Below are 23,900 nucleotides of genomic sequence, written 5' to 3'. Positions count from 1 at the left end.
TTTGACGTCGCTTGCGACGGCCCGGAGGGTGGCCGCCATGGATGGCAGGCCACAAAAAATCTGATGTAACCGCACCAATCGCTGAATCCCTTGCCTGACGCCGATGCCGTACTCTGAACACAGTCCGTGTTGGGAGTGATCCATGTCATTCGTTGCTTATGTTACTCATGGTGGTGGTCCCCTGCCGTTGCTCGACGATCCGGGGCATAGGGAGCTGGTCGCGTCGCTGCGCGAACTCGCCGGGGCGGCGCCGCGTCCCAGGGCGATTCTGTTGGTCAGTGCTCACTGGGAAGCCCCGGTGGCGTCGTTCACTGGTGGTGCCCATCCGCAGCTGGTTTACGACTACTACGGCTTTCCCGAACCCGCCTACCATCTGCGATACCCTGCTCCCGGTGATCCGGCCCTGGCGGCCCGTGCCGCCAGCCTGTTGCACGAGTCGGGTATCGAGGCGCGGGTGGACAGTGAGCGGGGTTTCGATCATGGCCTGTTCGTGCCGCTGTCACTGATGTACCCGCAAGCGGATGTGCCGGTGGTGGAGATGTCGTTGCTGGATTCACTGGACGCCGGGGCGCACTGGTGCCTGGGCCGAGCACTGGCGCCGCTGGTGGCCCAGGGCGTGGCGGTGATCGGCTCCGGCTCCTCGTTCCATAACATGGCGGTACTGATGGGGCGTGGCGATCCGCCGGGGGCATGGAATGCCAACCGGGATTTCGAACAGTGGTTGTGGCGGACCAGCCAGAACGAAGACTGGGACGAGGAAGAACGGGGAAAACAATGGTGTGCCTGGCGTCAGGCTCCCGGCGGAACCTTCAGCCACCCGCGCGAGGAGCATCTGCTCCCCGCAAGCCGGCGGACCGGGTATTCCGGGGGCGCATGGGCGCGGTGGAGGTCAGTTCCCTGCTGTGGCGGCCAGGGAACTGAGCGGACTCAAAGCATGACGCCGATGGCCAGCACGCCGAAGAAGCCGATGGTGTAAGCCACGAACAAATAGCCCGCGTAACGCAGATAGCTGGCGAAAGTCAGTTCCTCGACCTTGCTCATGGCGACCACGCCGGCGGCGGACCCGATGATCAGCAGGGAGCCGCCGACGCCCACGGAGTAGGTCAGGGTCAGCCACTGTGGCAGCGTCATCTCGATACCGGATTTCAGCAAGGCGGCGGTTAACGGCACGTTGTCGAACAGCGCGGAAACCATGCCCACCACGTAGTTGGCGGCCAGGGTCGGCATGATGTCGTACAGCTTCGGGAAATAGGCGAGGATGCCCAATTCCTTGAGCATGCCCACCAGCAGCAGCACACCGAGGAAGAACAGCAGGGTGTCGAACTCGATTTTGCGAATGTAGTCGAGTACCGGCTCGTCCTTGTTCATGAACTGCACCACCATGAACATCAGGGACAGTCCGAACAGGAAGGTCAGCACCGGCGGAATACCGAAGGCCACGTTGGCGCCGATGGTGGTCAGGATGGTCAGGAAGAACAGCGCCGCCACCGCTTTGTCGCCGTGGCCGAAGGTGATGTCCCGTTTTTCCAGCTCCAGATCTCCCTGCAGTCCCAGGGAAAGCAGGAACGCCAGACTCATTACCGCCACGAAGGCGGGCAGACTCAATACCAGCAGATCGACGATCTCCACCTTGTCGGCGAGGAAGATCATCAGCGTGGTGACGTCACCGGTGATCAAGGCGGTGCCGCCGGCGTTCACCGAGAACACCACCAGCACCACGTAGCGCAGCAGTTTCTTCGCCGGCAGCCGCAGGTTCATCAGCACGGCGATGCACACCAGGGTAGCGGTGATGTTGTCGGCCATGGACGAGAACAGGAAGGCGAACAGCCCGGTCATGATCATCAGCTTGCGCTCGGACATGCGCGAGGGCATCAGCTTGTTGACGATGCCGTCGATAATGCCTTTCCCGGACAGATACGCGACGAAGGTCATGGCGGCCATCAGGAACAGCCACAGAGTGGCGATGTCGAGGAGCTGTTCGTTCAACTGCTCCATCAGGGCTTCATGGGTGAGATGAGAGGGCGGGGCAATAAAGAACAGAACCCAAACCAGGGATCCGAAGAACAGGGTGGTCTTGGCCTTGTCGATGTGAACCACGTCTTCAATGACGATGGACAGGAAGCCGAGAGCCACCAGGACAAGTAGCAATGCGGTCATAGGGGACTTCCAAGGCAGGAATCAGCGGGGCGGATTCTAGCGCTTTTGGGTCAAGCATGCGACCTTTTGGGCGATCGCGGCGGGGGCCAGGACGTTGTCGCTGACCGCCAGGGAGGGGCGCGTTCAGGCTAATGGATGCCCGCTCTCACACAATCGGTGATCGCGCAGGACTTCGATGATCCGGCACTGGCCCACCTCACCGCCGCCGCATTCCCCGATCATCCGGTCCAGCTCCTGGCGTAACGTCATCAGCGACTCAATGCGGGCGGTGACCGCGTCCCGGTGACGGCGGGCAACCGCGTCCACCGCCGAACAATCCCGATGTTCGTCGTCGGACAGGGACAATAACTCGCGAATATCATCAATGGTGAAACCGAGGGAGCGGGCATGGCGGATGAAGTGCAACCGGTCCCGGTGCCGCTGCGTGTAGCGCCGCTGGTTGCCGGCGCTGCGGGCGGGTTCCGGCATCAACCGGATCTGTTCGTAATAACGGATGGTTTCCGCCTTGCAGCCGGTGTCCCGGGCCAGATCGCCGATGGAAAACATGCTGCCTCCTCTTGAAGCTATAGCTGCTACAGGTATTCAAATGGCAGGACATCGTGGCCGTCAAGGGGGCGCATATGCATCAACGTCAATATCGGGCGTTTCATCGCGAGATGGCGCGGGCGCGCCGTGCTTACCGCCGGCGGCAGTGGCGCGGGGCTTTTTACCATCTGCGGAGAGCGCATATTCTGGGGCAACGCCGTGCCGGAGCGCATACGTTGAGCCATTGGTGGATGCTAAAGGTGGGGGGGCGCCGCGGTGATGCCCGTGAAGTGGCCGGGCAGTCGATTCGTTTGCTGGCCGCGCTGCTGTTCTCCCGTCCATGGGTGCCGGAAGGTAATACCGGCGGTTCTGACGTCAGCGTGCTACGGCGCATGCCGGTTCCGCCGGATCTGCGCAAATGGATGGCTTAGTGAAGCGGCCAGTGGAAACAAGGTCACACCAAGGAGAAACGGATGCACGCGCATCACGGTCATGAACACGGCCACGCCCATCCGGCGCCGGCCAGTTTCGGCAAGGCGTTTGTCATTGCCATCTCGCTGAACGTGGGCTTCACGGTGGTGGAGTTCATCTATGGGTTCCTGGCGCAATCCTCCGCGCTGATGGCGGACGCCGGCCACAATTTGTCCGATGTACTGGGACTGATGGTGGCGTGGGCCGGCGTGCTGCTGGCCCGCAAAATGCCGGACCACCGGTTTACCTACGGCCTGCGCGGCAGTTCCATCCTGGCCGCCCTGGCCAACGCCATGTTCCTGATGATTGCCTGTGGCGCCATCAGTTGGGACGCCATTCGCCGCCTTGCTGATCCGCCGGAGGTGTCGTCAATGACGGTGATCGTGGTGGCGGCCATCGGCATTCTGATCAATACCGTTTCCGCCTGGCTGTTCGTCAAGGGCAGCAAGGACGATCTCAACATTCGCGGGGCGTTTCTCCACCTGGCGGCGGACGCGGCGGTGTCCCTGGGGGTGGTGATCGCTGGCGTGGCGATCCTGCTGACCGGCTGGAACTGGCTGGACCCGGTGGTCAGTCTGCTGATCGTGGTGGTGATCGTGATCGGCACCTGGGGGCTGCTCAGGGAATCGCTGCAACTGGCGCTGAACGCGGTACCGGCGCACATCGATTTGAACGAGGTGGAAGCCTGGCTGCGCGACCAGCCCGGGGTGCTGGATATTCATGACCTGCACGTATGGGGCATGAGCACCACGGAAAGCGCTCTCACCGCCCATTTGGTGATGCCGGGCGGTGCCGATGACGCTTTTGTCGATGGCGTGGCGGACCAACTGCACCATCGTTTCCGTATCCAACACACAACATTGCAGGTGGAGCGCGGCGACAGCGAGCACGTTTGCGTGCTGCACCGCTGACGGGAGGTGGATCCATGGCATGTTGCGAACCGGAATTGAACGCGGAGACCCCGCCGGCCTACCGCCGCGTCCTGATCGCGGTGTTGCTGATCAATATCACCCTGTTTCTGGTGGAAGCGCTGGTGGGCTGGTTCTCCGGTTCCCGGGCCTTGCGCGCCGACGCGCTGGACTTCCTCGGTGACAGCGCCACCTATGGGTTGACGCTGTGGGCGTTGGGGCAGTCGCTGGCCTGGCGATTGCGGGCGGCGCGGATCAAAGGGGTATCGTTATTAGTGCTGGGACTGCTGGTGCTGGCGGACAGTCTGCTGGCGATGACCAACGGCGCGCCGCCGCCGGGGCACACCATGACCGGCATCGGCCTGCTGGCGCTGGCGGCCAATCTGACCAGTCTGGCGTTGCTGATGCGCTATCGTCAGGGCGACGCCAATATCCGGTCGGTATGGTTGTGTTCCCGTAATGACGCCATTGCCAATGTGGCGGTGATCGGGGCTGGCCTGGCAGTGATCGCCAGTGGCAGCCGCTGGCCAGACCTGATCGTGGCGATGGGGATTGCCGCGTTGTTCTGTCACAGCGCCGTGGCGATTCTGCGCCAGGCCAACGCCGAGGCCCGTGGCGAGTGCGGCGGTTGTTCCTCGTGTTAGCCGGGGCCGGTATGCTACCGGCACGGTTAAAACAGAGAGCACCATGGAATTCAAACCCGAAGATCTTAAAGCGGTGTGCCAACGCACCATGCCGTTCGGCAAATACCAGGACCGCCCGGTGATCGACCTGCCGGAGCCGTATCTGCTTTGGTTCGCCGACAAAGGCTTCCCCAAGGGGGAACTGGGAAGGCTGATGGCGTTGGCCATGATCATCAAGGTCGAGGGGCTGACCGACCTGGTGGCCCCGTTCCGGGACACCGGGCGGGGAGTGTTATGATAACCGTCCCGGATCCGGAGAACGCTATGAGCAAGGCGCTGGTCGTCATGGCCCATGGCAGCCGCGCCGCGGCCGCCAACGATGAATTCCGCGCACAGGTGGAACAACTGGCGCGGCGTTGCCCCGGGTTTGTCGCCGTCGTGCCCTGCTTCCTGGAGTTGGCGAGCCCGTCGTTGAATGAAGCGATTCAACAGCTTGCCCGCCAGCCGGTGGAACAGGTCTTCGTTTACCCCATGTTCTTCAACGGCGGCAAACATGTTTCCCGGGATATTCCCGCCCAGGTGCGCGAAGCGCGGGAAGGTTATCCGGAATTGAAGATTGAGCTGCTGGACTATCTCGGCAGCACCCCGGATCTGGCGGACCTCATGGCTCGCCATGTGAAAGAACAGACAGTCTCGTGACTCAATCCTTGCGGGCTGACCAGGCTACAATGCCGCCGTGGCATGATCTGTGGGAGCCAGCCTGTTGGCGAATGGCGCGCTAGAGCTTGCAAGGCATCATGGAAGCTCCCACGAAGATCGGATCACAACCCGTATCGGCTTACATCCACCTTGGAATAGGCTTCCTTCCAGTACAGCTCCGCCAGTGCCTCGGCGCTGTCAATGTCTTGTACCAAGTCGACCCAGCGTTCCAGGATCGGGAGGAATTCATCGAGCATTTCCTGGCCTCGTTCCACGCCGTGCTTGTCCTTGTAATAGTCGACGATGGTATTGAGATCCTCGCGGACGAAGTCGCGAGTCGCCGCCACCAGCTCCGGGCTGGCGTCGTGGATTCTGGCGTCGTACTCATCGCGGGCCTTGGCGAGCACGTCATCCTGGCGCTGATGGTAGATATACGGAATTTGTGCCGCCATCACCGCGCCGGCGCGGATCATGGCACGGCGTTCGTGCTCGCTGAGTGAGCGCCACACTTCCAGGTTGACGTTGGTGGTGCCGGTGCCGGCGAAGATGCCGCCGGGCACGGCCATGGTGATGTCGGTGACGGCGTCAATCAGGCCGAGGTTGGTCAGTTCCGGCGCGGAGATGATGACACAATCCACCACGCCCTGATTCAGTGCTTCCAGGGCTTCGTTGGAGGACATGGTGATGGGCGTGGCGCCAAAATGCTGGGCCCAGCGGGACCAGTGGGAACCGGCCACGCGTAGCCGTTTTCCTTTCAGCTCCGCCTGATTGGTAACCGGTTGCGTGCAGGTCAGGCCGTAGGGGGTGCTGCCGGCGTTGCTGGTGAAGACTTGCTTCTGCGCGGCGAATTCCTGGTGACATTCGGGGCAGTGCAGAAAGAGGTACTCCGCCATGGCGCCGACATAGGCCATGCCTTCCCGGCCGCGTACTTTATCGCCGATCAGCTGCAGCATCATCGAGGATTCGGCGAGCAGGTTCATGTGGGGGAATTCGGCGGGAAAATAGGGCGCCAGCACATAGCCGACCTGGGCGATGCCATCGCGCAGGCCGGCGGAGGTCTCGGCGAAGTTGAGCAGCGACAAGGGGTAGATTTTGACGGTCAATTCGCCGTCGGTGTATTCGGAGAGCGCTTTGGCGTACGCCTGGGCCGCCACGTCGGAATCGGATCCTGGAGGGAATCCCATGGCATAACGCAGTTCGCGGGCCTGGAGGGTTGTCGTCAAAACCAGCAGCAGCAAGGCGAGACAGAGTTGAACCGGAGTGTTTGTTGTTGTGTTCATGGACACCTCCCGATGACGGGTCGGCATGTTGTTGGGGGAATTAGGTGCCGACCGCGAGCTCTGACGCTAACAACGGAAGAATGGAAGGGTCTTGTGTGAACTGGCTGCGCGGGTGATCAGAACGTATGGGCGATGACCATGCCGCCCCACAGCAGAGGGCGGTCGCCGGGGCCGTCTTTCAGTTCAGAGCTCTGCGCGCGCAGCACGTAACTGAGCCGCCAGCCGTTCCGCCAGGCCAGGGTGTAGCCGAGCCAGGCCTCGCCGACCAGGTGGCGGACTTCGTCGTGATCGTAGGTCAAATCACTGTCACGGAATTGCCCTTGCAGGAACGCGTTGTAGGCGCGTCCGACGGTGCTGATGCCACCCCACACATAGTGTTCCTGAACGCCGCCGGGCGGGCTGGCGTAACTGGCGCCCTCACCATAGCGGGCCAGTTCCGGGTTGAACCGCCACCACGGGCTGCGTAGCCGGCCGGCGCGGAAGCTGAGGCTCCAGCGCGCCTCGGTCAGATAGCCGACGGATCCTTGCAGCGTGCTTTTCACTTCCAGATTGGGGCGGCCTGGTGTCAGGTACTTTTGCCGGGCCACGGTGTAGCGGGCGGTGGGTTCGCCGCCGTCGCTGATCTGATGATCCCAACCCCGCGCCCGGTTGCTGCCGGTGATTCGATGCACGGTGTTCTGCGCCTCGCCCACCAGTGGCAGGCCGAGGGCGCCGAGGGTGAAGCTGGTGTGCCAGGCCAGGTCGCGGGCACGGTCGATCTGCTCCCGGTGGGAAGACAAATACACCAGGCTGGCGTAGGGGCGATCACCGGGCAGCAGGTCCTTTATCTTGACCTCTTCCGGAGTGAACGCCTGCATGCCGAACTCAATGCTGTGTCCGTCAATACCTTCCGGTGATCGATCATCCACCCCCACCAGCCGGTCCAGCCAGCCCAATGGGTGGTCCAGGGAGAACCAGGCATCAGCGGCCCGGGCGCCGGTATAGGAAACGCTCAGGCCGTAGGTGTAATCCTGGTCCCGGGAACCGGGCACGAGAATGTCGTTGTCCAGTGCCACCGACCAGGACGCGGCCGGGCGCTCTTGTCGGGGCTCGGGGCGTGGACGGCGTGGACGTTGTTCTTCGCCAGGCAACATGGCCAGGCGCGGTTCGCTATCAAGACCGGGCACGGACACAGCGGGTTGGGCGTGGGCGGCGGCGGTCAGCAGGGCAAGGCTGGACGCGGCGATAAGCAATAGGGAGCCTCGCCGCGTTGAGGGCAACACGGTCATGGCGTCGTTTCTCCAGGGTTCATGGCCGGACGATGCCGGCGACAGGCACTATAGGCGCTGGCTTGATACGGGTGGTAGAACGGATCCGGAAGATCATTGCCCGATTCTGCGCAGCATCATGCTCACTTCGGCAACGGAGTATGGTTACCGGGATGGCTATAAGATGGGGGCGGACAAGGATAAGAAAAATAGAAAAAACCCGACCGGTATGATCGGGTTTCTTAATCGATGCGCGCCCTCTTGGGAAAAACCGGAAAGGAGGGCGTATCGAACGGAGGTTAACGCAGGCGATAAGTGAGTGTGGCCATGACGCTGCGTTCGGCGCCCATGTAGCAGTAATCGAGGGAATAGCAGGACGCCACGTATTCCTTGTCCGTCAGGTTGTTGACGTTGACGCGCAGATCCATGCCGTGCAGGCCGATACGGCTAAGGTCGTAGCCCAGGGAAGCATCGAACAGGGTGTAGGAAGGCACCGTTCGAGTATTGGCGCGATCCGCCACGATGTCGGTGACGACCCGGGCGCCCAGCCCCACATCAAGACTTTCCAAAGCGCCGTCGTTGAAGCGGTATTGCCCCCACAAAGCAGCCTGGTGACGCGGTGCCTGGTTGACCCGGTTGCCCTCGATGTCCTGTTCCGCGTCCTGGTAGCGGATGTCCGTATAGGTGTAGCTGGCCTGCAGCGCCAGTTGGTCGGTGACCATGGTCTGGGCTTCCAGCTCCACGCCGCGGGAACGGATCTGGCCGATGGGCAGATAGATTGCCGCCTGCGGTTCACGAATGGCCACGTTCTCCTGGTCGATATGGAACAGTGACAGGGTGTAGATTCCACGGCCGTCACGCGGTTGGTATTTCACCCCGGTTTCGTACTGGGTGCCTTCGGTGGGTTTGAGCGGATTACCGTCTTCATCGGTGTAGACGCTGGGATTGAACGACTCCGAATAACTGACGTAAGGCGCCAGACCGTTATCAAACAGGTAGAGCACGCCGGCACGGCCACTGAAGCGGCTGCGGTTCTGGCTGGAGCGGGCACCGCTGGCGACATCCACATTGGCGGTCCGTACCCAGTCCTGACGACCGCCCAATGAGAAGCGCCAATTGTCGAGGCTCATGGTGTCCTGCAGATAAACACCGGTCTGGATCAGTTTGCGATCGTTGTCGCTGGCGGTGAACGGTGCCAGCGGGGCCGAACCGTATACCGGATCGAAGGCGTCGATGGGCGGGAAGGCGCCATTCAGCCACAGGGCGTCCACGTCACGATGCTGGTAGTCGAAACCCAGCAGAAGGGTATGGCGCAGCCCCCATTTATCGAAGTCCGCCTGCAACTGCGTATCCACGGCATGGGCGCTGAGATGCTCGTCGGCGCCGGAGAAATAACGGTTCAATTCATTGGTGTCGCCGACCCAGCCATAGGCGTAGACCTGCTGCAATTGCACGTCGCTTTCCAGGTAGCGGTAGTTCTGCCGGAACCGGAAGGTATCGTTGATCACGTGTTCCAGGCGATAGCCAATCATTTTCTGGGTGCGTTCATACTGCTCATAGCCCGGCTCTCCCTCGAAGAAGTGCCGGGAAACATAGCGCCCGTTGTGGCGGTACAGGGTACCTTCCGCGGGCAGGCCGCTGTGACTGCCGCCTTCCGGATCGTCCTGGTAATAAGCCATCAGATCCAGGGTGGTGCGGTCGCTCAGATCAATGGTGAACGACGGCGCGATGGCATGGCGCTTTTGCTCCACGTGATCGAACTGAGTATCGCCGCCTTCGGTGAGGCCGATGATGCGGTAAGCGGCACGGTCGCCAAGAGGTCCGGCGAAGTCGAAGGCGGCGCCCAGCGTATCATTGCTGCCGGCACGGAACTGGATTTCCTGACGCGTCTCGAACAGCGGCTGCTTGCTGGTCAGGTTCACCAGGCCGCCGGGTGAGGCGCGGCCGTACAGCACCGAGGACGGGCCTTTGACCACTTCCACCCGCTCCAGGAAGTACGGGTCGACCTGGATCGAATTGAAGGTGCCCGGATCGCCCATGGTCTTGAGGCCGTCCAGGTAGATGTTGTCGATGCTGTCGTCGGAAAAGCCGCGCATCACCACATAGTCGTAGCGCTTGGAAGCGCCGATCTGATCAGTGAACACGCCGGGCGTATAGCGCAGGGCCTGCTGCACGGTTTCCGAGCCCTGGGACTCGATCTGTTCGCGGCGCACCACGGAGATGGACTGCGCTGTTTCCAACGTGGGCTGGTCGATTTTGGTGGCGGCCTGAGCGGTCACCGCCACCGGAGCCAGTACGTTGGGCCGGGCCGGGGACTGGGCCCGGGAGCTTTGGGCCGGAGCCGCTTCCAGGGTGTAGCTGCCGTCGTCGTTGCGCCGGTAGCGCAGTCCGCTGCCGGCCAGCAGCTGGTCCAGCGCCGCCGTGGCGGAATAATTGCCGCGCAGGGCCGGGCTTTGTTTGTCCTGGGTCAGGACGGTGTCGTAGATCAGGGTGACGCCGGTGGCGTCGGCCAGATCCAGCAGCGCCTGGTCGAGGGACTGGGCGGGCAGATTCAAAGGCGCCGCCTGGGCGGCGCAGGTCAGAATAACCGCGCCGAACAGGGCGGCGCGCAAAGGGTTCAGACGCATGGGCGGTTCGGTTTCCTGTGCTGTGACAATTATGCAAATGGAAATGATTCGGATTGCGTTCCGGAAGAAGACGAAGCCGGTCTGGATTTCTGAACCAAGGGAGAGGAAATTTTTGCTTTATCTTGGTTTGGAGGAGGAGCTTCCTCTCCATCGGAGGCTGCGGAGCAGCGTCGTCATGGAGGTATGAATTTGCGCTGTATTCGCCGGCAAGCCAGCTTCCCACAGAAGAAGGACTACGAAGCCGCTGTGGGAAGCCGGCTTGCCAGCGAGTCACTATGGGCGTGCCGGTGTGATGCGTATAAGTGTGCCTGCGAATGGTGAGGCCGCATTGGTGTACCAACCTGATCTGGTGTCAGCGCAGGATGATCAGGCCCGGCAGCCGGTACTGGTGGATCGACAGGCTGGCGGCGAGCGCGGTGAGCATGGCTGCCGGATCAGCGGTGTCGAACACGCCGCTGACCCGTCGATGGCGGGCGTCGCCGAGTACCCAGATCGGGGTGTCCTGGTAGCGCTCCAGACGGCGGGCCACCGCCTCCAGGGGGAGATCGCGCACGATCAGACGCCCGCGTGTCCAGGCCTCGGCCTGTGCCGCGTCGACGGCGATCGGGGTCCGCAGCCCACCGTCTTTCCAGCGCACCGCTTGACCGGGGGTGAGGGTTTCCCGGCGCTTTGGGCCGCTGGCCACTACCTGCCCCTCGATAACGGTAAGCAGGACATCATCACCGTCGCGGGTGACATTGAAGCGGGTCCCGGTGACGCGAATGCGGGCGTCCCCGGCTTGGACCGTGAACGGCCGTTGGTGATCGGCCGCCACCTGGAACAGGGCCTCGCCGCGCAGCAGCTCCATGCGCCGGCTGTCGGCGTCCAGGTGCCAGTTGGCGGCGCTGTTGCCATTAAGAACCAGGTGGCTGCCATCGGCCAGGTCCAGGGAAAGCTGTTCGCCGGCGGCGGTGCGCAGGTCCGCCTGCCACTGCCGCCACGGGGACTGCCCGAGCACCACCAGAGCCAGCATCACGGCGGCGGCCAGCGCCAGCGGGAACGCCCGAGGATGGCGTGACGGGGGCGCTGCTTCTCTGTTGTCCGGAGGGCGTATATCGGTGCTCACCTGCTCGGCGGTAAGGGCGCCCAGTTGCCGCCAAAGGGTCTCGGCGCGCTGGTAGGCAGCCTCGTGGGCCGGGCTGCGCCGGCGCCAGCGGTCCAGGTCCCGGTGATCCTGTTCCCGGGCCCGGCCGGAATGCAGGTGCGTGAGCCAGCGGTTGGCTTCCTGATCCAACGGGGACGGGCGGTGCTCCGGCATCGGGCTCATCCTTGTGTTTCCCAGGCCAGGCGCGCCTGACAATGGTTGAGGGCGCGCAGAATATACTTGCCGACCATCCGTTCGGATACCCCCAGCCGGCCGGCGATCTCCTTTTGAGTGAGTCCCTCCAGGCGATTCCAGAGCAGTGCCTGGCGCACATGATGGGGTAATTCGCCGAGCGCTTCCCGCAGGCTGTCGAGCACCTGGGCATCGCTGGCGGCGGTCTCCGGGTCCGGGGCGGGACTTTCCAGGTCATCGACGGCCTCTTGCAGGGTGATGGAGGCGGGTTGGCTGTTTTGCTGGCGCAGGTGATCGATGAGCAGGTTGCGGGCGATGCGGAACAGGAAGGCGCGGGGGTTATCCAGTGCCTGATGACGCGGCATCCGGCGCAGACGCAGATAGACCTCCTGGCATAACTCGGCGGCCAGTTCCGGTGACTGCAGACGCCGGTTCAGATAGCCGGTGAGTTCAGCCGCATGTTGCTGGAACAAATGGTCGCGGGGATCCGCTTGCATGAAGGTCCGCCCGGATCGCGTTAAATGATAATGATTCCGAATCAGGGCGCAATTATGCCGATATCCCCGCCCGGGCGCCAGCGGCGCCCAGGCGGGGGAGAGGGGAGAGAGCGGACAGCATCAACGGGGGGCGTGATAGGTGCGGGAGCGCTGGCCGGGTTTGCTGAACACCCATTGCCACAGTTGAAGGTGGCGGGCGCGGAAGCCGCCGGCGCAGACATTCAGGTAATAGTGCCACATGCGGAAGAAGCGATCGTCGTAACGGTCCTTGAGCTGATCCCAGTTGGCCAGAAAGTTGGCGTCCCAGGCTTTCAGGGTCTTGGCGTAGTCGGGGCCGAAGTTCTGTACATCCTCCACCACATAGAAGGGCTCGGCGGCGCGGGCGATCTGTTTGATCGAGGGCAGCTCGCCGTTGGGGAAAATATACTTGTCGATCCAGGCATCATGGGCGGCGCTGCTGAGGTTGTTGCCAATGGTGTGCAGCAGCATCAGGCCGCGGTCCTTGAGCAGGTTGGCGGCGGTTTTCATGAAGGTGTGATAGTTGCGGCGCCCGACGTGTTCGAACATGCCCACCGACACTACCCGATCGTAGTGCCCGGTGACGGTGCGGTAATCCTTGAGCATGATCTCCACCGGCAGTGCCTTGCAGCGCTCACGGGCCAGACCCGCCTGTTCGCTGGAGACCGTGACGCCATGGGCGCGCACGCCGTAGTGGCGGGTGGCATGCTCCACCAGTGACCCCCAGCCGCAACCGATATCCAGCAGGGTCATGCCGGGCTCCAGCTCCAGTTTTCGGCAGATCAGGTCGAGCTTGGCCTGCTGGGCCTGGTGCAGGGTTGAGGCGTCCTTCCAGTAGCCGCAGCTGTAGGCCATGGTCGGGTCCAGCATCAGTTGAAACAGGTGGTTGTCCAGATCGTAGTGCTTCTCCGCCACCTGCCGGGAGCGGCGCAGGCTTTGCCGGTTGCGTAGCGCATAGCCCGCCAGTTGCACCGCCACCATCCAGCGCGGTTGGCTGATGCCGTCGGCGCCGGCGCGCAGGATGCGGGTAATGAATTCATCTATGGCGTCGCAATCCCACCAGCCGTCCATATAGGACTCGCCGAGCCCGAGGGAACGTTGCGCGGCGAATCGGGACAAAGTATCTGGATGGTGAACGTGCAGATCCCAGGGGCGCCGGCCATTGATCTGAATGTCGGCGCTGGCGAGGATTTCTGAAATCATCGCGTCGATGGAGCGGGAACCGGTGTGGGTGGTGGTGTCCCGGCTGTGTGAACCTAACATACAGTGCCTCCCTTCGGGTGATGAACTGCATGGGGCACGGGCTGCAGCTTCGCTGCCCATTGCCCTGATTATTGTGCGACGATGAAGCGTGTTTCCCTGTCGGATATCACCGTCATCCGGGAACGGCGGATGCAGTACTACACGGCTCCGGCCTTTCCGGGGTCGTGCCAATCGTCGATTGGCGGTGGCTCGTCCCTGCGCCATGGCGCAATAATCCGGTTCTTCGCACGGGCGGATTAAACGCGCGTTCCCCATTCTTCGACGGTCTGATCACGGGTGCAAGTCCCCGGTTATCGCTTCTCTGTTTGAGTGCCTGATTTTTCATTAATTAATTCATGGGGTTATCGTCGTTATGTGTCAAAACTATGGAGTTCATAGGCGGGGACGTCCGGGGCCGCAAGTGAAATGGTGGAAGGAGACACAATGGATTCTCTGACTCAGGCGGTTCTGGGGGGCGCCCTGGGTGGCACCGTTTTGGGGCGCCGTTTCCCGCGTGGCGCGATCTTCGGAGGGGCCCTGCTGGCGACCTTGCCGGATCTGGATGTGCTGATCGATTACGGCAGCGCGGTGGCGAATTTTTCCGAGCATCGCGGTTTCAGCCATTCCTTGCTGGTGCTGACGCCTTTTTCGTTGTTGCTGGCGATTCTGTTGTCTCGCCGTTGGCGTGATCCGTCACTGGCGCGTTGGTGGGCATTCACCGCCCTGGTGTTGCTGACCCACCCCTTGTTGGATGCCTTCACCACTTACGGCACCCAATTGTGGTGGCCCCTTGGTGAACCGGTGGCGTTGAGCAGTGTGTTCATCATCGACCCGTTATACACCCTGCCATTGCTATTGGCGGTGCTGGTGGCGCTGTGGCGGCCGCCGTCGCGGCGGGCGTTGGCGTTGGGGCTGACCTTGTCCAGCGCCTATCTGATCTGGAGCCTGGCCGCCCAGCAGTGGATGACGCAGCGGGTGCGCGCCGAACTGGCCGGTATCGGTGTCACACCGCAACGGTTGCTGGTGCAGCCCATGCCATTCTCGACTCTGCTTTGGCGGGCCACCGCGCTGACCGATGATCAGCGCCTGGAAATGGTCACCGGTGTATTGGATCACCCAGGCAGCATGACGTTGGAACGGTTTCCGCGTCATCGGGAGCTTGAGGCGGTCGCCGCCGGGCTGCCGGAAGCGCGACGGCTGGCCTGGTTTACCGGCGGTCTGCTGGATTATCAGCGCGAGCAGGAACAACTGGTGGTGACGGACGTCCGCCTTGGGGTTCCGGGCGCCCATCCGTTCCGTTTTGTGCTGGCGGCATTTGATGGTGATGACTGGCGGCCTTTGCCAAGCACTCGTCTGAGCGATGTCAGAATCCATGATGGAATGTGGTCCAAGTTATGGCGGCGTACGTTCGCCATCAAGCCGGTGCTTTGTCTGCGTACCCTGCAATTGGGGGAGGCACCGGCGGATTGCCTGGACACGGCGTTATAGCGGTTTTAGCGCGGTCATGGCGCGGTCCACCAGCTGTTGGCAGGCGCTCGGGGTGAGGCCGGTCCAGCGCTTGAACGAGCGGCGGAAATTGGTGTTGTCGTTGAAGCGCAAATAGCGCGCCACCTGTTCACTGTTGTAGCCATAAAACTGCAAAAGATGCAGAGCGGTATGCTTGCGCGCCCGGTCCAGCAGGTCCTGAAAGTGAGTGCCATGGTGTTTGAGTTTGCGTTTTAACGTGGCCGGACTCAGGCCCAGTTCCCGCGCTGCGGTATCCAGGGATGGCGGCTCGCGGATGCGTTCGATCAGCGCCAGATAGAGTTGGTGAACCAGACTGGTGTCGCATCCCAGGGCCAACTGTTGTTCTTGGCATTGTTGCTCGGAAACCGCCCGCGCGGTGTGCGAGCCCCTGGGCCAGGGCTGATTCAGATAATGGGCGGGAATCAGCATGGCATCCATTTGCGCTTCGAAGTACAGCTGGGAGCCGAGGTAGACCTGATAGTGCTCCGGATAGTCCGGTTGCGGGTAGCTGAATTGGAAGGTCCACGGCAACGGTCCGCCGCTGAGCCAGCGGGTCACCGAGGCCAGGGCCGACATCATGCTCTCCACCAGAAACCGGTACTCATTCCCCGCGCCACAGCTGTCCAGCCACTGCACGCAACAATATTCGCCGGTACGGATGATGCGGGGCGCCAGTAGTGGTGTGATCAAAGGCTGATAATCCTCCAGCGTGATGAGCGCTTGATCCAGATGGGCGGCGTTGCCGAGCAGCGTGCTGATCGCGCCATAGTGGCCGGGAAGCAGTGTCTGCCCATAGCGGAAGCCGAGCTCGGGATCCGGGTGCAGGCGGCGAATGTTGTGCACCAATTGCAGGTATTGGCGTGGCGACAAACGCGCGCTGGTATCCAGAAGATCATTGGGAAACAAGCCGGTATGTCTGAGCGCCTTGTGATCGTCCAGCCCCTGTTCGCGCACCATCTCCAGCAGCAGTGCCGGGTGATGGTGACAGGGGACGAAGCGGTCGTCCCGCTGATAACCGATATGGTGGTGAGAGCCGCCGCGCATGATCAGGCCGCGACGTTCGCCGCCCGCCGCCGGCGGACTTCATCCAGGTCCCGGTTGGCGCGCTCCAGCCAGGCCTCCGGCGTATCCGCGCCGGCCTCGGTGATGGCCACCACCAGCTGTGAATAATGCGTGCGGCCCTGACCGCTCTTGAAGGCGAAAGCCGCCACCGCTTGTTCCAGTTCCCGCGCCAGATCCAGTGCCTGTCTGGCGTCGATATCGGTCAGTAGGGCGGCGAAACGGTGGCCGGCGTAGCGGCACAGCAGGTCGTCGCGGCGCAGATTCAGCAACAGCAACTCCGCCACTTCCTGCAGCAGACGCTGGCCGTCCTGTTCGCCAAGATGGCGGCGGTCGGCGTCGAAGTCCGGCAACTCCATCATCAACAGAAGCGGGGGCGTGGCGCGGCGGGAAGCGAGGGCCAGATGTTCGCGCAGATAACCGGCCCGGGTGAGCGGGGTCAGACGATCAAAATCCCGATGCTCCCGGAACAGCTTTTCCCGCTTACGCAGCTGATCGCAGATCGCCTGTTGCTCCTTGTGCCAGTGATACAGACCCAGTGTCAGCAGCAACATGCCCACCGGCATGGCCCCGGATTCCAGCCAGTGGTCCCAGACGATGGTGGTCGGCAGTTGAATGACCTCGTCCATGACGTCCTGCCAGTAGGCCACGAAGATACCGCTGAGCCCCAGCGACAGAAGATTGGTGACACGGCCGGCGGGCCGGCTGTTGAGCATCAGGGCCAGCCAGATCAGAACCAGCAGGGCGGCGCCGCCTTCGCCGGCGATATCCAGCCAGACCACCTCGGCCATCGGTTTCAGGGTGCCGGTCAATGCATTGAGCGCCAGTATCGCCGAGGCGATGGTCAGCAGAGCAAACCACTTCCATCGATGTAGTGCGAATCCCCACATCCGTTATTACTCCTTTTTGAACTAGGCTGAACAGGCCCTACCACCCTTCCTACGCCGTGGGCATTGCACCGGCGTGACAGAAGTGGCGCCGTCACCGCGGGGGGTCGGATCAGCTCATGGCATCGGTGTTTTTTTCGTGCCGTGCCGGGCTGGTGCGCCGCGACCGATGGCTTCAGTGCCGGTAAATCGTCCGGGCAAGAGGGTGTGATCAGCTCAACAAGGGGCGTAAATGGCGTTCGAAGCCCTGATGGCAAGAGGCCAGGCCAAGGGGTGTAACGGAAGTGACATGGCCCCTCCCTAGGTTCCGTGCAACGCGGATGACGTTGCTGACTGCCTTGGGGGACCCATGACCCGCTATCAACTGAATACACCTGTTTTTAAACGTACGTTACTGGCCTCGGTGATCGGTGCCCTGGCGCAGGGCGCCGGCGCTGAAGAGAGCGTGGAGAGCCACCGTCTGCAGGCGGTGGAAGTGGTCGGCCAAAGCGCCAGTGTGGAAGAGGCGCTGGCCAGCCAACGCGCGGCCGACAACATCCAGACCACGGTGAGCGCCGATGCCATCGGTCAATTGCCGGATACCAACGTGTCGGAATCACTGCAACGCCTGCCCGGTGTCTCCATCGAACGGGACCAGGGCGAGGGCCGCTTCGTGCGGGTGCGTGGTCTGGCGCCGGACTACAACGCGGTGGATGTGGATGGCGTGCGGATTCCGGCGCCGGAGGCGGGGCGCCGGGCGGTGGCTCTGGATGTGGTGCCGGCGGATCTGTTGGAATCGCTCACCGTGGTGAAGACGCTGACCCCGGACATGGACGCCAATTCCCTCGGCGGGACGGTACAGGTGCGCAGCCTGTCCGCCTTCGACCGCCCGGGCCTTTACTATTCGGTGACCGGAAAGGGCAGTTACAACGAACTGATGGATGAAACCAGCCCGGAATTGTCCGCCGCTTTCAGCAATCGCTTCAGTATCGGCTCCGGTGAGGATAATTTCGGCGTGGCGGCGGCGTTCAGCTGGTCCGAGCGCGACTTCGGTTCCGATAACGTGGAAACCGGTGGCGGCTGGGACTTCGATGACGGTGATGCGCGGCTGGAGGAATTCGAACAGCGGGATTACACCATCACTCGGGAACGGCTCGGTCTGGCGTTGAACTTCGATTACCTGCCCAACGACAACAGCCGCTATTACTTGCGTACCCTGCACAGCCGTTTCCGGGATGAGGAAATCCGTCAGGCCAACGTGTTCGGCTTCGAGGAAGCCATGGCGCCCAACGAAACCGGCGCCGTGGAAGTACAGAAAGAGCTGAAGAACCGCGAGGAAACCCAGAAGATCACCTCGGTGGTGTTCGGCGGTGAGCAACGCTGGAATGACTGGGCCATGGAGTACCGTATCGGTCACAGCCGGGCCAGCGAGGACGAGCCCCGCCATACCGGTGGCGCCGTGTTTGCCGCCGAGTTCGACGATGGTGGCTATTATGGTAGTCGTAAACCTCGCCCGGTTTTCCCGTCCGGTTTTTTTGACGATGCCTTGTATGAGCTGGACGAAGTGGAGGTCGCCCAGAGTGACACCAAGGACCGGCAAACCGACCTGAAGTTGGATTTCACCCGTGATCTGATGTGGAACCAGCACTTTGCCACCCTCAAGTTCGGCGGCAAGGTGGCCCGCCGGGACAAGGAGTCCGACGCCGAAACCTGGATCTACGAGCCCGATGGCAATCTGTCGGATTTTGCCAAGGACGTGGACTATGGGCTGGGTGAGATGGGATCGGGCATCGATACCAGCGTGGACAATCTACTCAGTGGACCTGGCGAGCGGGACGACGAGGCGTCCGCCATCGAGGACTACGACATCTCCGAGGACAGCCGGGCGGCCTATGTGATGGGCACCGTGGACGTGGGGGATCTGCGTGTCCTGGGTGGGGTGCGGTACCAGAGCACCGACTTTTCCGCCCGAGGGTACGGCGTGGAAGATGGCGATATCGTCGCCAATCGCTTCAACGAGGATGAACAGCACTGGTTGCCGGCGCTGCATCTGCGTTACCGGGTGGGGCCGGATACTCAGATCCGGGCGGCGTTCACCCAGAGTGTAGTGCGACCCACCTTCGAGCAATTATCGCCGGGTTATGAAATCGATGGTGACGAGGCCAGTTTCGGCAATCCGGGGCTCAAGTCCCTGGAAGCGGACAACTACGATCTGGGCATCGAGCATTACATGGGGCGCGCCGGTGTGGTCTCCGCCTTCCTGTTCTATAAGGATCTGAAGAATTTCGTGTATCGCACCGATGTGGGCGGCGCCAGCGGTTACGAAATGTACGATGAGGCGGAGACATTTGAAAATGGCGACAGTGCTTCCCTGTACGGTCTGGAGCTGGCCTACTCGAAAACCTTCAGCGGCTTGCCGGCGCCGTTCAATGGCCTGTTGGTCGGTGCCAACGCCACTCTGGTTGATTCCGAGGCGCGCATTCGCGCTTATGACGAGGATGCCGGGGGGTACCGGGATCGCACCATCGCCTTGCCGAGCCAGTCGGACCTTACCGCCAATCTTATGGTGGGGTACGAGACCCGCAAGCTCAGCCTGCGGCTGGCCGCCAACTACACCGGAAACTATCTTCAGGAAGTGCAGGATCCTTTGGACAAGCGCTACGACATTCACGTGGACGATCACGTTCAACTGGATTTCACCGGCCATTATTTCCTGACCGAACAGCTGCAACTGACCTTCGAGGCGATCAACCTGACCGACGAACCCTTCTATGCCTACACCGGCAGGGAACGCTACAACGCGCAGTACGAAGAGTACGGTGCCACCTACAAACTGGGCCTGTCCCTGAAGCATTACTGAGGAGCCGTTGAATGAAACGGATGGGAACGAGACGACGGTTTGCGATATTGCTTTGTGGTGGTCTGGGATTGGCGGGTTGCGCCGTGGATAGTGTGGCGGAATCCGACTGGCGGAGCTGGGAGCCGGAGCGGCGATTTCAGGATCTTTGGTATGCGCCGGGCACCACGCAGTGGGCGGCGCTGGATCAACGGGGCGGTCTCTGGATCAACGGCGAACGGCAGTCAAGCGCCGCCCAGGGCTATCAGCATCTGGATGGCCGGGTTGTCGCTTCGGGAGACTGGCGCCTGGCGTTGGCGGAGCAGAGCAGCAATGAAGTGCATGTGCTGACCGTCCGCGATGGTCAGGTCATGGCAGGCAATACCATCCCCGCCCCGGACTATGAAGTGGCCGGTCTCTGTTTGTATCAGGACCGGGACGGCCTGTTGTCGGTGTTTTTGCTGGATGAGCGGGGCGGTGCCGACCAGTGGTTGATCAACGAGATGGTGGCGCCGCTGCGCCATCTGGTATTGCCGCCGGAGGTTCAGGCCTGCCGGGTGGACGACGACGATGGCGACCTCTACGTCAGTGAGGAGCGAGTTGGTGTCTGGCGTTATGCCGCCGATGCCGAGCGGGATCCCGAACGCCGGGTGGTGGATATGGTGGCGCCCCGAGGCGGGCTGCGGCTGGGCGCCGCCGGTCTGGCGGTGATTCCGGATGGGCTGGCGGTACTGGACAAGGACGCCGGGACCTTGCATCTGTATCGCGACGGCGAACCGGTGGGAGCGGCGATAACGGTGCCGGCTCAGAAGGAACCGGAAAAACTGGCGGCGCTTTGGCGGCACGGAGAGTTGACTCTGGTGGTATTGGACGACGAAGGAAGTGCCGCTCGGACCATGACGCTGCCCTGGCGGGCGGCGAACCCAACGTTCGGGGACACGGATATGGCGGTGGTGCACGCGGCGGCACAAACCGATCCGGTGGCCCGTTTCGGTGACGCCGCGGATGATCCGGCGATCTGGTTGCACCCGGAAAAACCGGAACACGGCCGTGTGCTCGGTACCGACAAGAAAGCGGGTTTGTACGTTTACGATCTGCTCGGCCGAACCCGGCAGTTTCTGCCCGTGGGGCGGCTCAACAATGTGGACGTGCGCAGTGACTGGGCGGTGGCCAGCAACCGGGATCATGACAGCCTCCAGGTGTTTCGTATCGACACCGAAGGCAACGTCTCCAACGCCGGTGAAATCGAAACCACGCTCAAGGACATTTACGGGGTGTGCCTTTATCAGGCCGGTGCCGATGAGCTGCATGCCATCGCCAACGGCAAGAATGGCGAGTTCGAACAATACCGCCTGGACCTCACCGGCGAGGCGCCCTCGGCGACCCTGGCGCGGCGTTTCCGGGTGGACAGCCAGCCGGAAGGGTGCGTGGCCGATGAGGTGACCGGCCAGTTGTTTGTCGGCGAGGAAGATCAGGCGGTGTGGACTCTGCCCGCCGACCCCGAAGTGCCCGCCACGCTGACCAAGGTCATGGCCGTGGGGGAGAAACTGGTGGCCGATATCGAAGGGCTGGCGATCTACGCCGGCGAGGACCACCGTTACCTGGTGATTTCCAGTCAGGGCAACGACAGCTATGTGGTGCTGGATGCCTCGCCGCCTTATGCCTACCGGGGACGATTCCGTATTGCTTTGGATTCACGGCGTGGCGTGGACGGGGTGTCGGAAACCGATGGCCTGGAAGTGACATCCGCCAACCTGGGGGGCGCTTACGAAGAAGGGCTGTTGGTGGTTCAGGATGGGCGCAACCGGTTGCCGCAGGCGCCGCAGAACTTCAAGTACGTGCCCTGGTCAGCGGTACGTGAGGCGTTGAACCTGACCAGGGAGGCGCGGCCATGAGCGGGGAATGGCGAACCGATCCGGATGATTGGGAAGCACAGGACGATCATCCGGTGCTCCGGAGTAGCGAGGGCCACTGGCTCAGCCTGACCCGGCGCGGTGTGCTCAAGGGTGGCCTGGGGTTGGCGGCGGTCTTTGTCGGAGGCTGCGCGGTGACCGGTGGCGCGCGGCCACGCATCGGATTCACGCCGCTGCCGGCGCAAACCGATCCCGGCTTTGACGCGGTGCGGGTGCCGGCGGGATATCGCGCGGTGCCTTTCTACAGTTGGGGGGATCCGATTGATGCCGAGGCGCCACGGTGGCGCGCGGATGCCGGTAACGATTGGCGCGATCAATTGCGGCAGGCCGGGGATAACCATGACGGGATGCACTATTTCCCGTTTGCGGATAATCCCAACGGGCACGGCCTGCTGGTGATCAATCATGAAAAAGTGGCGACGGATTTCCTGCATCCACGGGGGGCCACGGTGCTGCATGACGAACAGGGCAGGCCGCGCCGGCCCGGCGAGGAAGTGAACAAGGAACTGGCCGCCCACGGCGTCAGCGTCATCGACATCGCCAAGAACCGCGATGGCCAGTGGCGGCGAATCATGACGTCTTCCTATAACCGTCGCATCAGCGGTTTGACGCCGATGATACTGAGCGGTCCAGCGGCGGGCGCCGAAGCCATGCGCACCGCCTCGGACCCCACCGGGCGCCGGGTGATTGGCACGTTCGCCAATTGCGCGCTGGGCTATACCCCCTGGGGCACGTATCTGGCCTGTGAGGAAAACTGGCCGAACTACTTCGTCAATCGAGACGCGGAGGACTACCCGCGCCGTCCGCAACAGGCCCGCTATCGCGTCAGTCAGGGCGAGCGCAGCAACTACTATTCATGGGAAACCGTGGAGCCCCGCTTCGATGCCACGCCGGATCACTCCCGGCCTCACCAGGGGGAGGTCAATGAGCCGAACCGGTTCGGCTGGGTGGTGGAAATCGATCCCTTCGACCCGAACAGCACACCGGTGAAGCGTACCGCCATGGGGCGGCTGGTGCGCGAATGCGCCACGCCTTCGGTGGCCGACGACGGACGCATGGCGTTTTACTTCGGAGATGACACCCGGGGAGAGTACATCTACAAATTCGTGCCCCGTGACCGCTATCGCGCCGATGATCCCGGCGCCAACCGGGACCTGCTCGACCACGGCACTTTGTACGTGGCGGTATTCCATGACGACGGCCGTGGTGAGTGGCGGCCCTTGCGGCACGGTCAGGGGCCGCTCACCGCCGCCAATGGGTTCCCGGATCAGGCAGCGGTGCTGATCAACGCGCGCGGCGCCGCCGATCTGCTCGGAGCCACCCGCATGGATCGGCCCGAATGGGTGGCGGTGCGACCCGGCAGCCGCGAGGTTTACGTCACGCTGACCAATAACGATGAGCGCGGTGTCGATAACGGGCCGCCGGTGAACGCCGCCAATCCCAGGCCGAGGAACCTGCACGGACAGATTCTGCGCTGGCGGGAGCGGGACAATGATCCCGCCGCCACGGTTTTTGATTGGGCGCTGTTTTTATTGGCGGGTTACCCCGCCGGCGGCGAGGCACCTGTCCATCAGTGGGGTAGCATCCAGGGCGACCTGTTCTCTTCGCCGGACGGACTGTGGTTCGATCCGGCGGGACGGCTCTGGATCGAGACCGATTACGACGATCAAAGCCCGGACCACCAGGCCATGGGAACCAACCAGCTGTTGTGCGCGGACCCGGACAGCGGTGAGGTGCGCCGTTTCCTGGTCGGGCCGAGGGGGTGTGAAATCACCGGTATTACCGGCACGCCGGACGGGCGGACCTTGTGGATCAACGTGCAGCATCCGGGAATCAGCTATCCGGCCAGCGATGGTCGCACCCGCCCCCGTTCCACCACGGTGCTGATCACACGCGACGACGGTGGCGAGATCGGCACTTAGAGGAACTGGACGCCGGACGCCAGACGCTAAAGTCAAAACCGGGGGCTGCGGGCATTGCGGAAAAAAATTGCCGGGAGCAATGTTTAACGTTGCTCCGCGGTGGCCCGAAGGGTGACCGCCATGGGCGGCGGAAACAAAAAGCGTTTTTAGTGCTTGCCAGGGTGTTAGGTCTGGTTTCGCATTATCGGC

The 23,900-nt window shown here is 62.6% G+C and carries 20 protein-coding genes; 10 read left to right on the top strand and 10 right to left on the bottom strand.

Annotation, left to right across the window (positions count from 1 at the left end; all coding sequences use genetic code 11):
* The first annotated feature begins 142 nt into the window (after positions 1-142).
* On the top strand, positions 143-976 hold the full coding sequence (locus A6D6_RS19150) for a DODA-type extradiol aromatic ring-opening family dioxygenase (protein ID WP_236564173.1): 834 nt from the start codon (positions 143-145) through the stop codon (positions 974-976).
* Here the strand turns inward: A6D6_RS19150 and nhaD are convergent.
* Both nhaD and A6D6_RS19140 read right to left on the bottom strand, forming a co-directional pair.
* Positions 928-2,157 carry a sodium:proton antiporter NhaD gene (nhaD, locus tag A6D6_RS19145; RefSeq protein ID WP_133490022.1) on the bottom strand — a complete coding sequence of 410 codons (1,230 nt, stop codon included), beginning with the start codon at positions 2,155-2,157 and terminating at the stop codon, positions 928-930. The two genes, A6D6_RS19150 and nhaD, sit on opposite strands and share 49 nt — an antisense overlap.
* Positions 2,158-2,280: 123 nt before the next feature.
* Complete coding sequence (locus A6D6_RS19140) at positions 2,281-2,703, bottom strand: MerR family transcriptional regulator (RefSeq protein WP_133490023.1); 423 nt, start codon at positions 2,701-2,703, stop codon at positions 2,281-2,283.
* Positions 2,704-2,777: 74 nt separating this feature from the next.
* Between A6D6_RS19140 and A6D6_RS19135 the strand changes: the two genes are divergently transcribed.
* Genes A6D6_RS19135 through A6D6_RS19115 form a run of 5 tightly spaced genes read left to right on the top strand, consistent with a single transcriptional unit; the run spans position 2,778 to position 5,383 of the window.
* Positions 2,778-3,113 carry a DUF3703 domain-containing protein gene (locus tag A6D6_RS19135; RefSeq protein WP_159661602.1) on the top strand — a complete coding sequence of 112 codons (336 nt, stop codon included), beginning with the start codon at positions 2,778-2,780 and terminating at the stop codon, positions 3,111-3,113.
* A 42-nt stretch (positions 3,114-3,155) separates the two neighbouring features.
* Positions 3,156-4,064, top strand: coding sequence for a cation diffusion facilitator family transporter (locus tag A6D6_RS19130; RefSeq protein WP_133490025.1), 909 nt, complete (start codon positions 3,156-3,158; stop codon positions 4,062-4,064).
* Positions 4,065-4,078: 14 nt separating this feature from the next.
* On the top strand, positions 4,079-4,705 hold the full coding sequence (locus tag A6D6_RS19125) for a cation efflux transmembrane domain-containing protein (RefSeq protein WP_133490026.1): 627 nt from the start codon (positions 4,079-4,081) through the stop codon (positions 4,703-4,705).
* Between the two features lie 43 nt (positions 4,706-4,748).
* Complete coding sequence (locus tag A6D6_RS19120) at positions 4,749-4,982, top strand: DUF3820 family protein (protein WP_159661601.1); 234 nt, start codon at positions 4,749-4,751, stop codon at positions 4,980-4,982.
* A gap of 26 nt (positions 4,983-5,008) precedes the next feature.
* Positions 5,009-5,383: a sirohydrochlorin chelatase gene (locus A6D6_RS19115; RefSeq protein WP_133490028.1), complete on the top strand. Its 375-nt coding sequence runs from the start codon at positions 5,009-5,011 to the stop codon at positions 5,381-5,383.
* A 122-nt stretch (positions 5,384-5,505) separates the two neighbouring features.
* Here A6D6_RS19115 and A6D6_RS19110 read toward each other — a convergent pair whose 3' ends face one another.
* The 6 genes from A6D6_RS19110 to cfa form a co-directional block, all read right to left on the bottom strand.
* Positions 5,506-6,663 carry a C4-dicarboxylate TRAP transporter substrate-binding protein gene (locus tag A6D6_RS19110; RefSeq protein WP_159661600.1) on the bottom strand — a complete coding sequence of 386 codons (1,158 nt, stop codon included), beginning with the start codon at positions 6,661-6,663 and terminating at the stop codon, positions 5,506-5,508.
* Positions 6,664-6,779: 116 nt separating this feature from the next.
* The gene (locus tag A6D6_RS19105) at positions 6,780-7,931 is read right to left on the bottom strand and encodes a lipid A deacylase LpxR family protein (protein WP_159661599.1); all 1,152 of its coding nucleotides are present in this window, start codon (positions 7,929-7,931) and stop codon (positions 6,780-6,782) included.
* 278 nt (positions 7,932-8,209) lie between these two features.
* Entirely contained in the window at positions 8,210-10,537 is a 2,328-nt protein-coding gene (locus A6D6_RS19100; RefSeq protein ID WP_159661598.1) for a TonB-dependent siderophore receptor, read from the bottom strand.
* 352 nt (positions 10,538-10,889) lie between these two features.
* Positions 10,890-11,843: a FecR family protein gene (locus A6D6_RS19095; protein WP_159661597.1), complete on the bottom strand. Its 954-nt coding sequence runs from the start codon at positions 11,841-11,843 to the stop codon at positions 10,890-10,892.
* The gene (locus A6D6_RS19090) at positions 11,840-12,349 is read right to left on the bottom strand and encodes an RNA polymerase sigma factor (protein WP_133490033.1); all 510 of its coding nucleotides are present in this window, start codon (positions 12,347-12,349) and stop codon (positions 11,840-11,842) included. Before A6D6_RS19090 ends, A6D6_RS19095 begins: the two co-directional genes overlap by 4 nt.
* A 120-nt stretch (positions 12,350-12,469) precedes the next feature.
* Positions 12,470-13,630: a cyclopropane fatty acyl phospholipid synthase gene (gene cfa / locus A6D6_RS19085; protein WP_159661596.1), complete on the bottom strand. Its 1,161-nt coding sequence runs from the start codon at positions 13,628-13,630 to the stop codon at positions 12,470-12,472.
* Between the two features lie 423 nt (positions 13,631-14,053).
* Between cfa and A6D6_RS19080 the strand changes: the two genes are divergently transcribed.
* The gene (locus tag A6D6_RS19080) at positions 14,054-15,097 is read left to right on the top strand and encodes a metal-dependent hydrolase (protein ID WP_133490035.1); all 1,044 of its coding nucleotides are present in this window, start codon (positions 14,054-14,056) and stop codon (positions 15,095-15,097) included.
* Here the strand turns inward: A6D6_RS19080 and A6D6_RS19075 are convergent.
* Positions 15,092-16,159, bottom strand: coding sequence for an AraC family transcriptional regulator (locus A6D6_RS19075; protein ID WP_159661595.1), 1,068 nt, complete (start codon positions 16,157-16,159; stop codon positions 15,092-15,094). The two genes, A6D6_RS19080 and A6D6_RS19075, sit on opposite strands and share 6 nt — an antisense overlap.
* Positions 16,160-16,161: 2 nt before the next feature.
* A complete protein-coding gene (locus A6D6_RS19070) occupies positions 16,162-17,064 on the bottom strand; it encodes a GGDEF domain-containing protein (RefSeq protein ID WP_133490037.1) in 903 nt (300 codons plus the stop codon).
* A gap of 346 nt (positions 17,065-17,410) precedes the next feature.
* On the opposite strand from A6D6_RS19070, the gene A6D6_RS19065 reads away from it, so the two are divergent.
* The 3 genes from A6D6_RS19065 to A6D6_RS19055 are packed head-to-tail and all read left to right on the top strand — an operon-like array spanning position 17,411 to position 23,711.
* Complete coding sequence (locus tag A6D6_RS19065; RefSeq protein WP_133490038.1) at positions 17,411-19,900, top strand: TonB-dependent receptor; 2,490 nt, start codon at positions 17,411-17,413, stop codon at positions 19,898-19,900.
* Positions 19,901-19,911: 11 nt separating this feature from the next.
* Positions 19,912-21,771, top strand: coding sequence for a phytase (locus A6D6_RS19060; protein WP_159661594.1), 1,860 nt, complete (start codon positions 19,912-19,914; stop codon positions 21,769-21,771).
* A complete protein-coding gene (locus tag A6D6_RS19055; protein WP_159661593.1) occupies positions 21,768-23,711 on the top strand; it encodes a PhoX family protein in 1,944 nt (647 codons plus the stop codon). The genes A6D6_RS19060 and A6D6_RS19055 overlap by 4 nt, the downstream gene beginning before the upstream one ends.
* Positions 23,712-23,900 lie beyond the last annotated feature (189 nt).

The organism is Alcanivorax xiamenensis (genome assembly GCF_009846745.1).
GTDB classification, from domain to species: Bacteria; Pseudomonadota; Gammaproteobacteria; order Pseudomonadales; family Alcanivoracaceae; genus Alloalcanivorax; species Alloalcanivorax xiamenensis.
The sequence above is the reverse complement of the archived record's forward strand: the minus strand, read 5'-3'. Positions and strand labels throughout refer to the sequence as shown.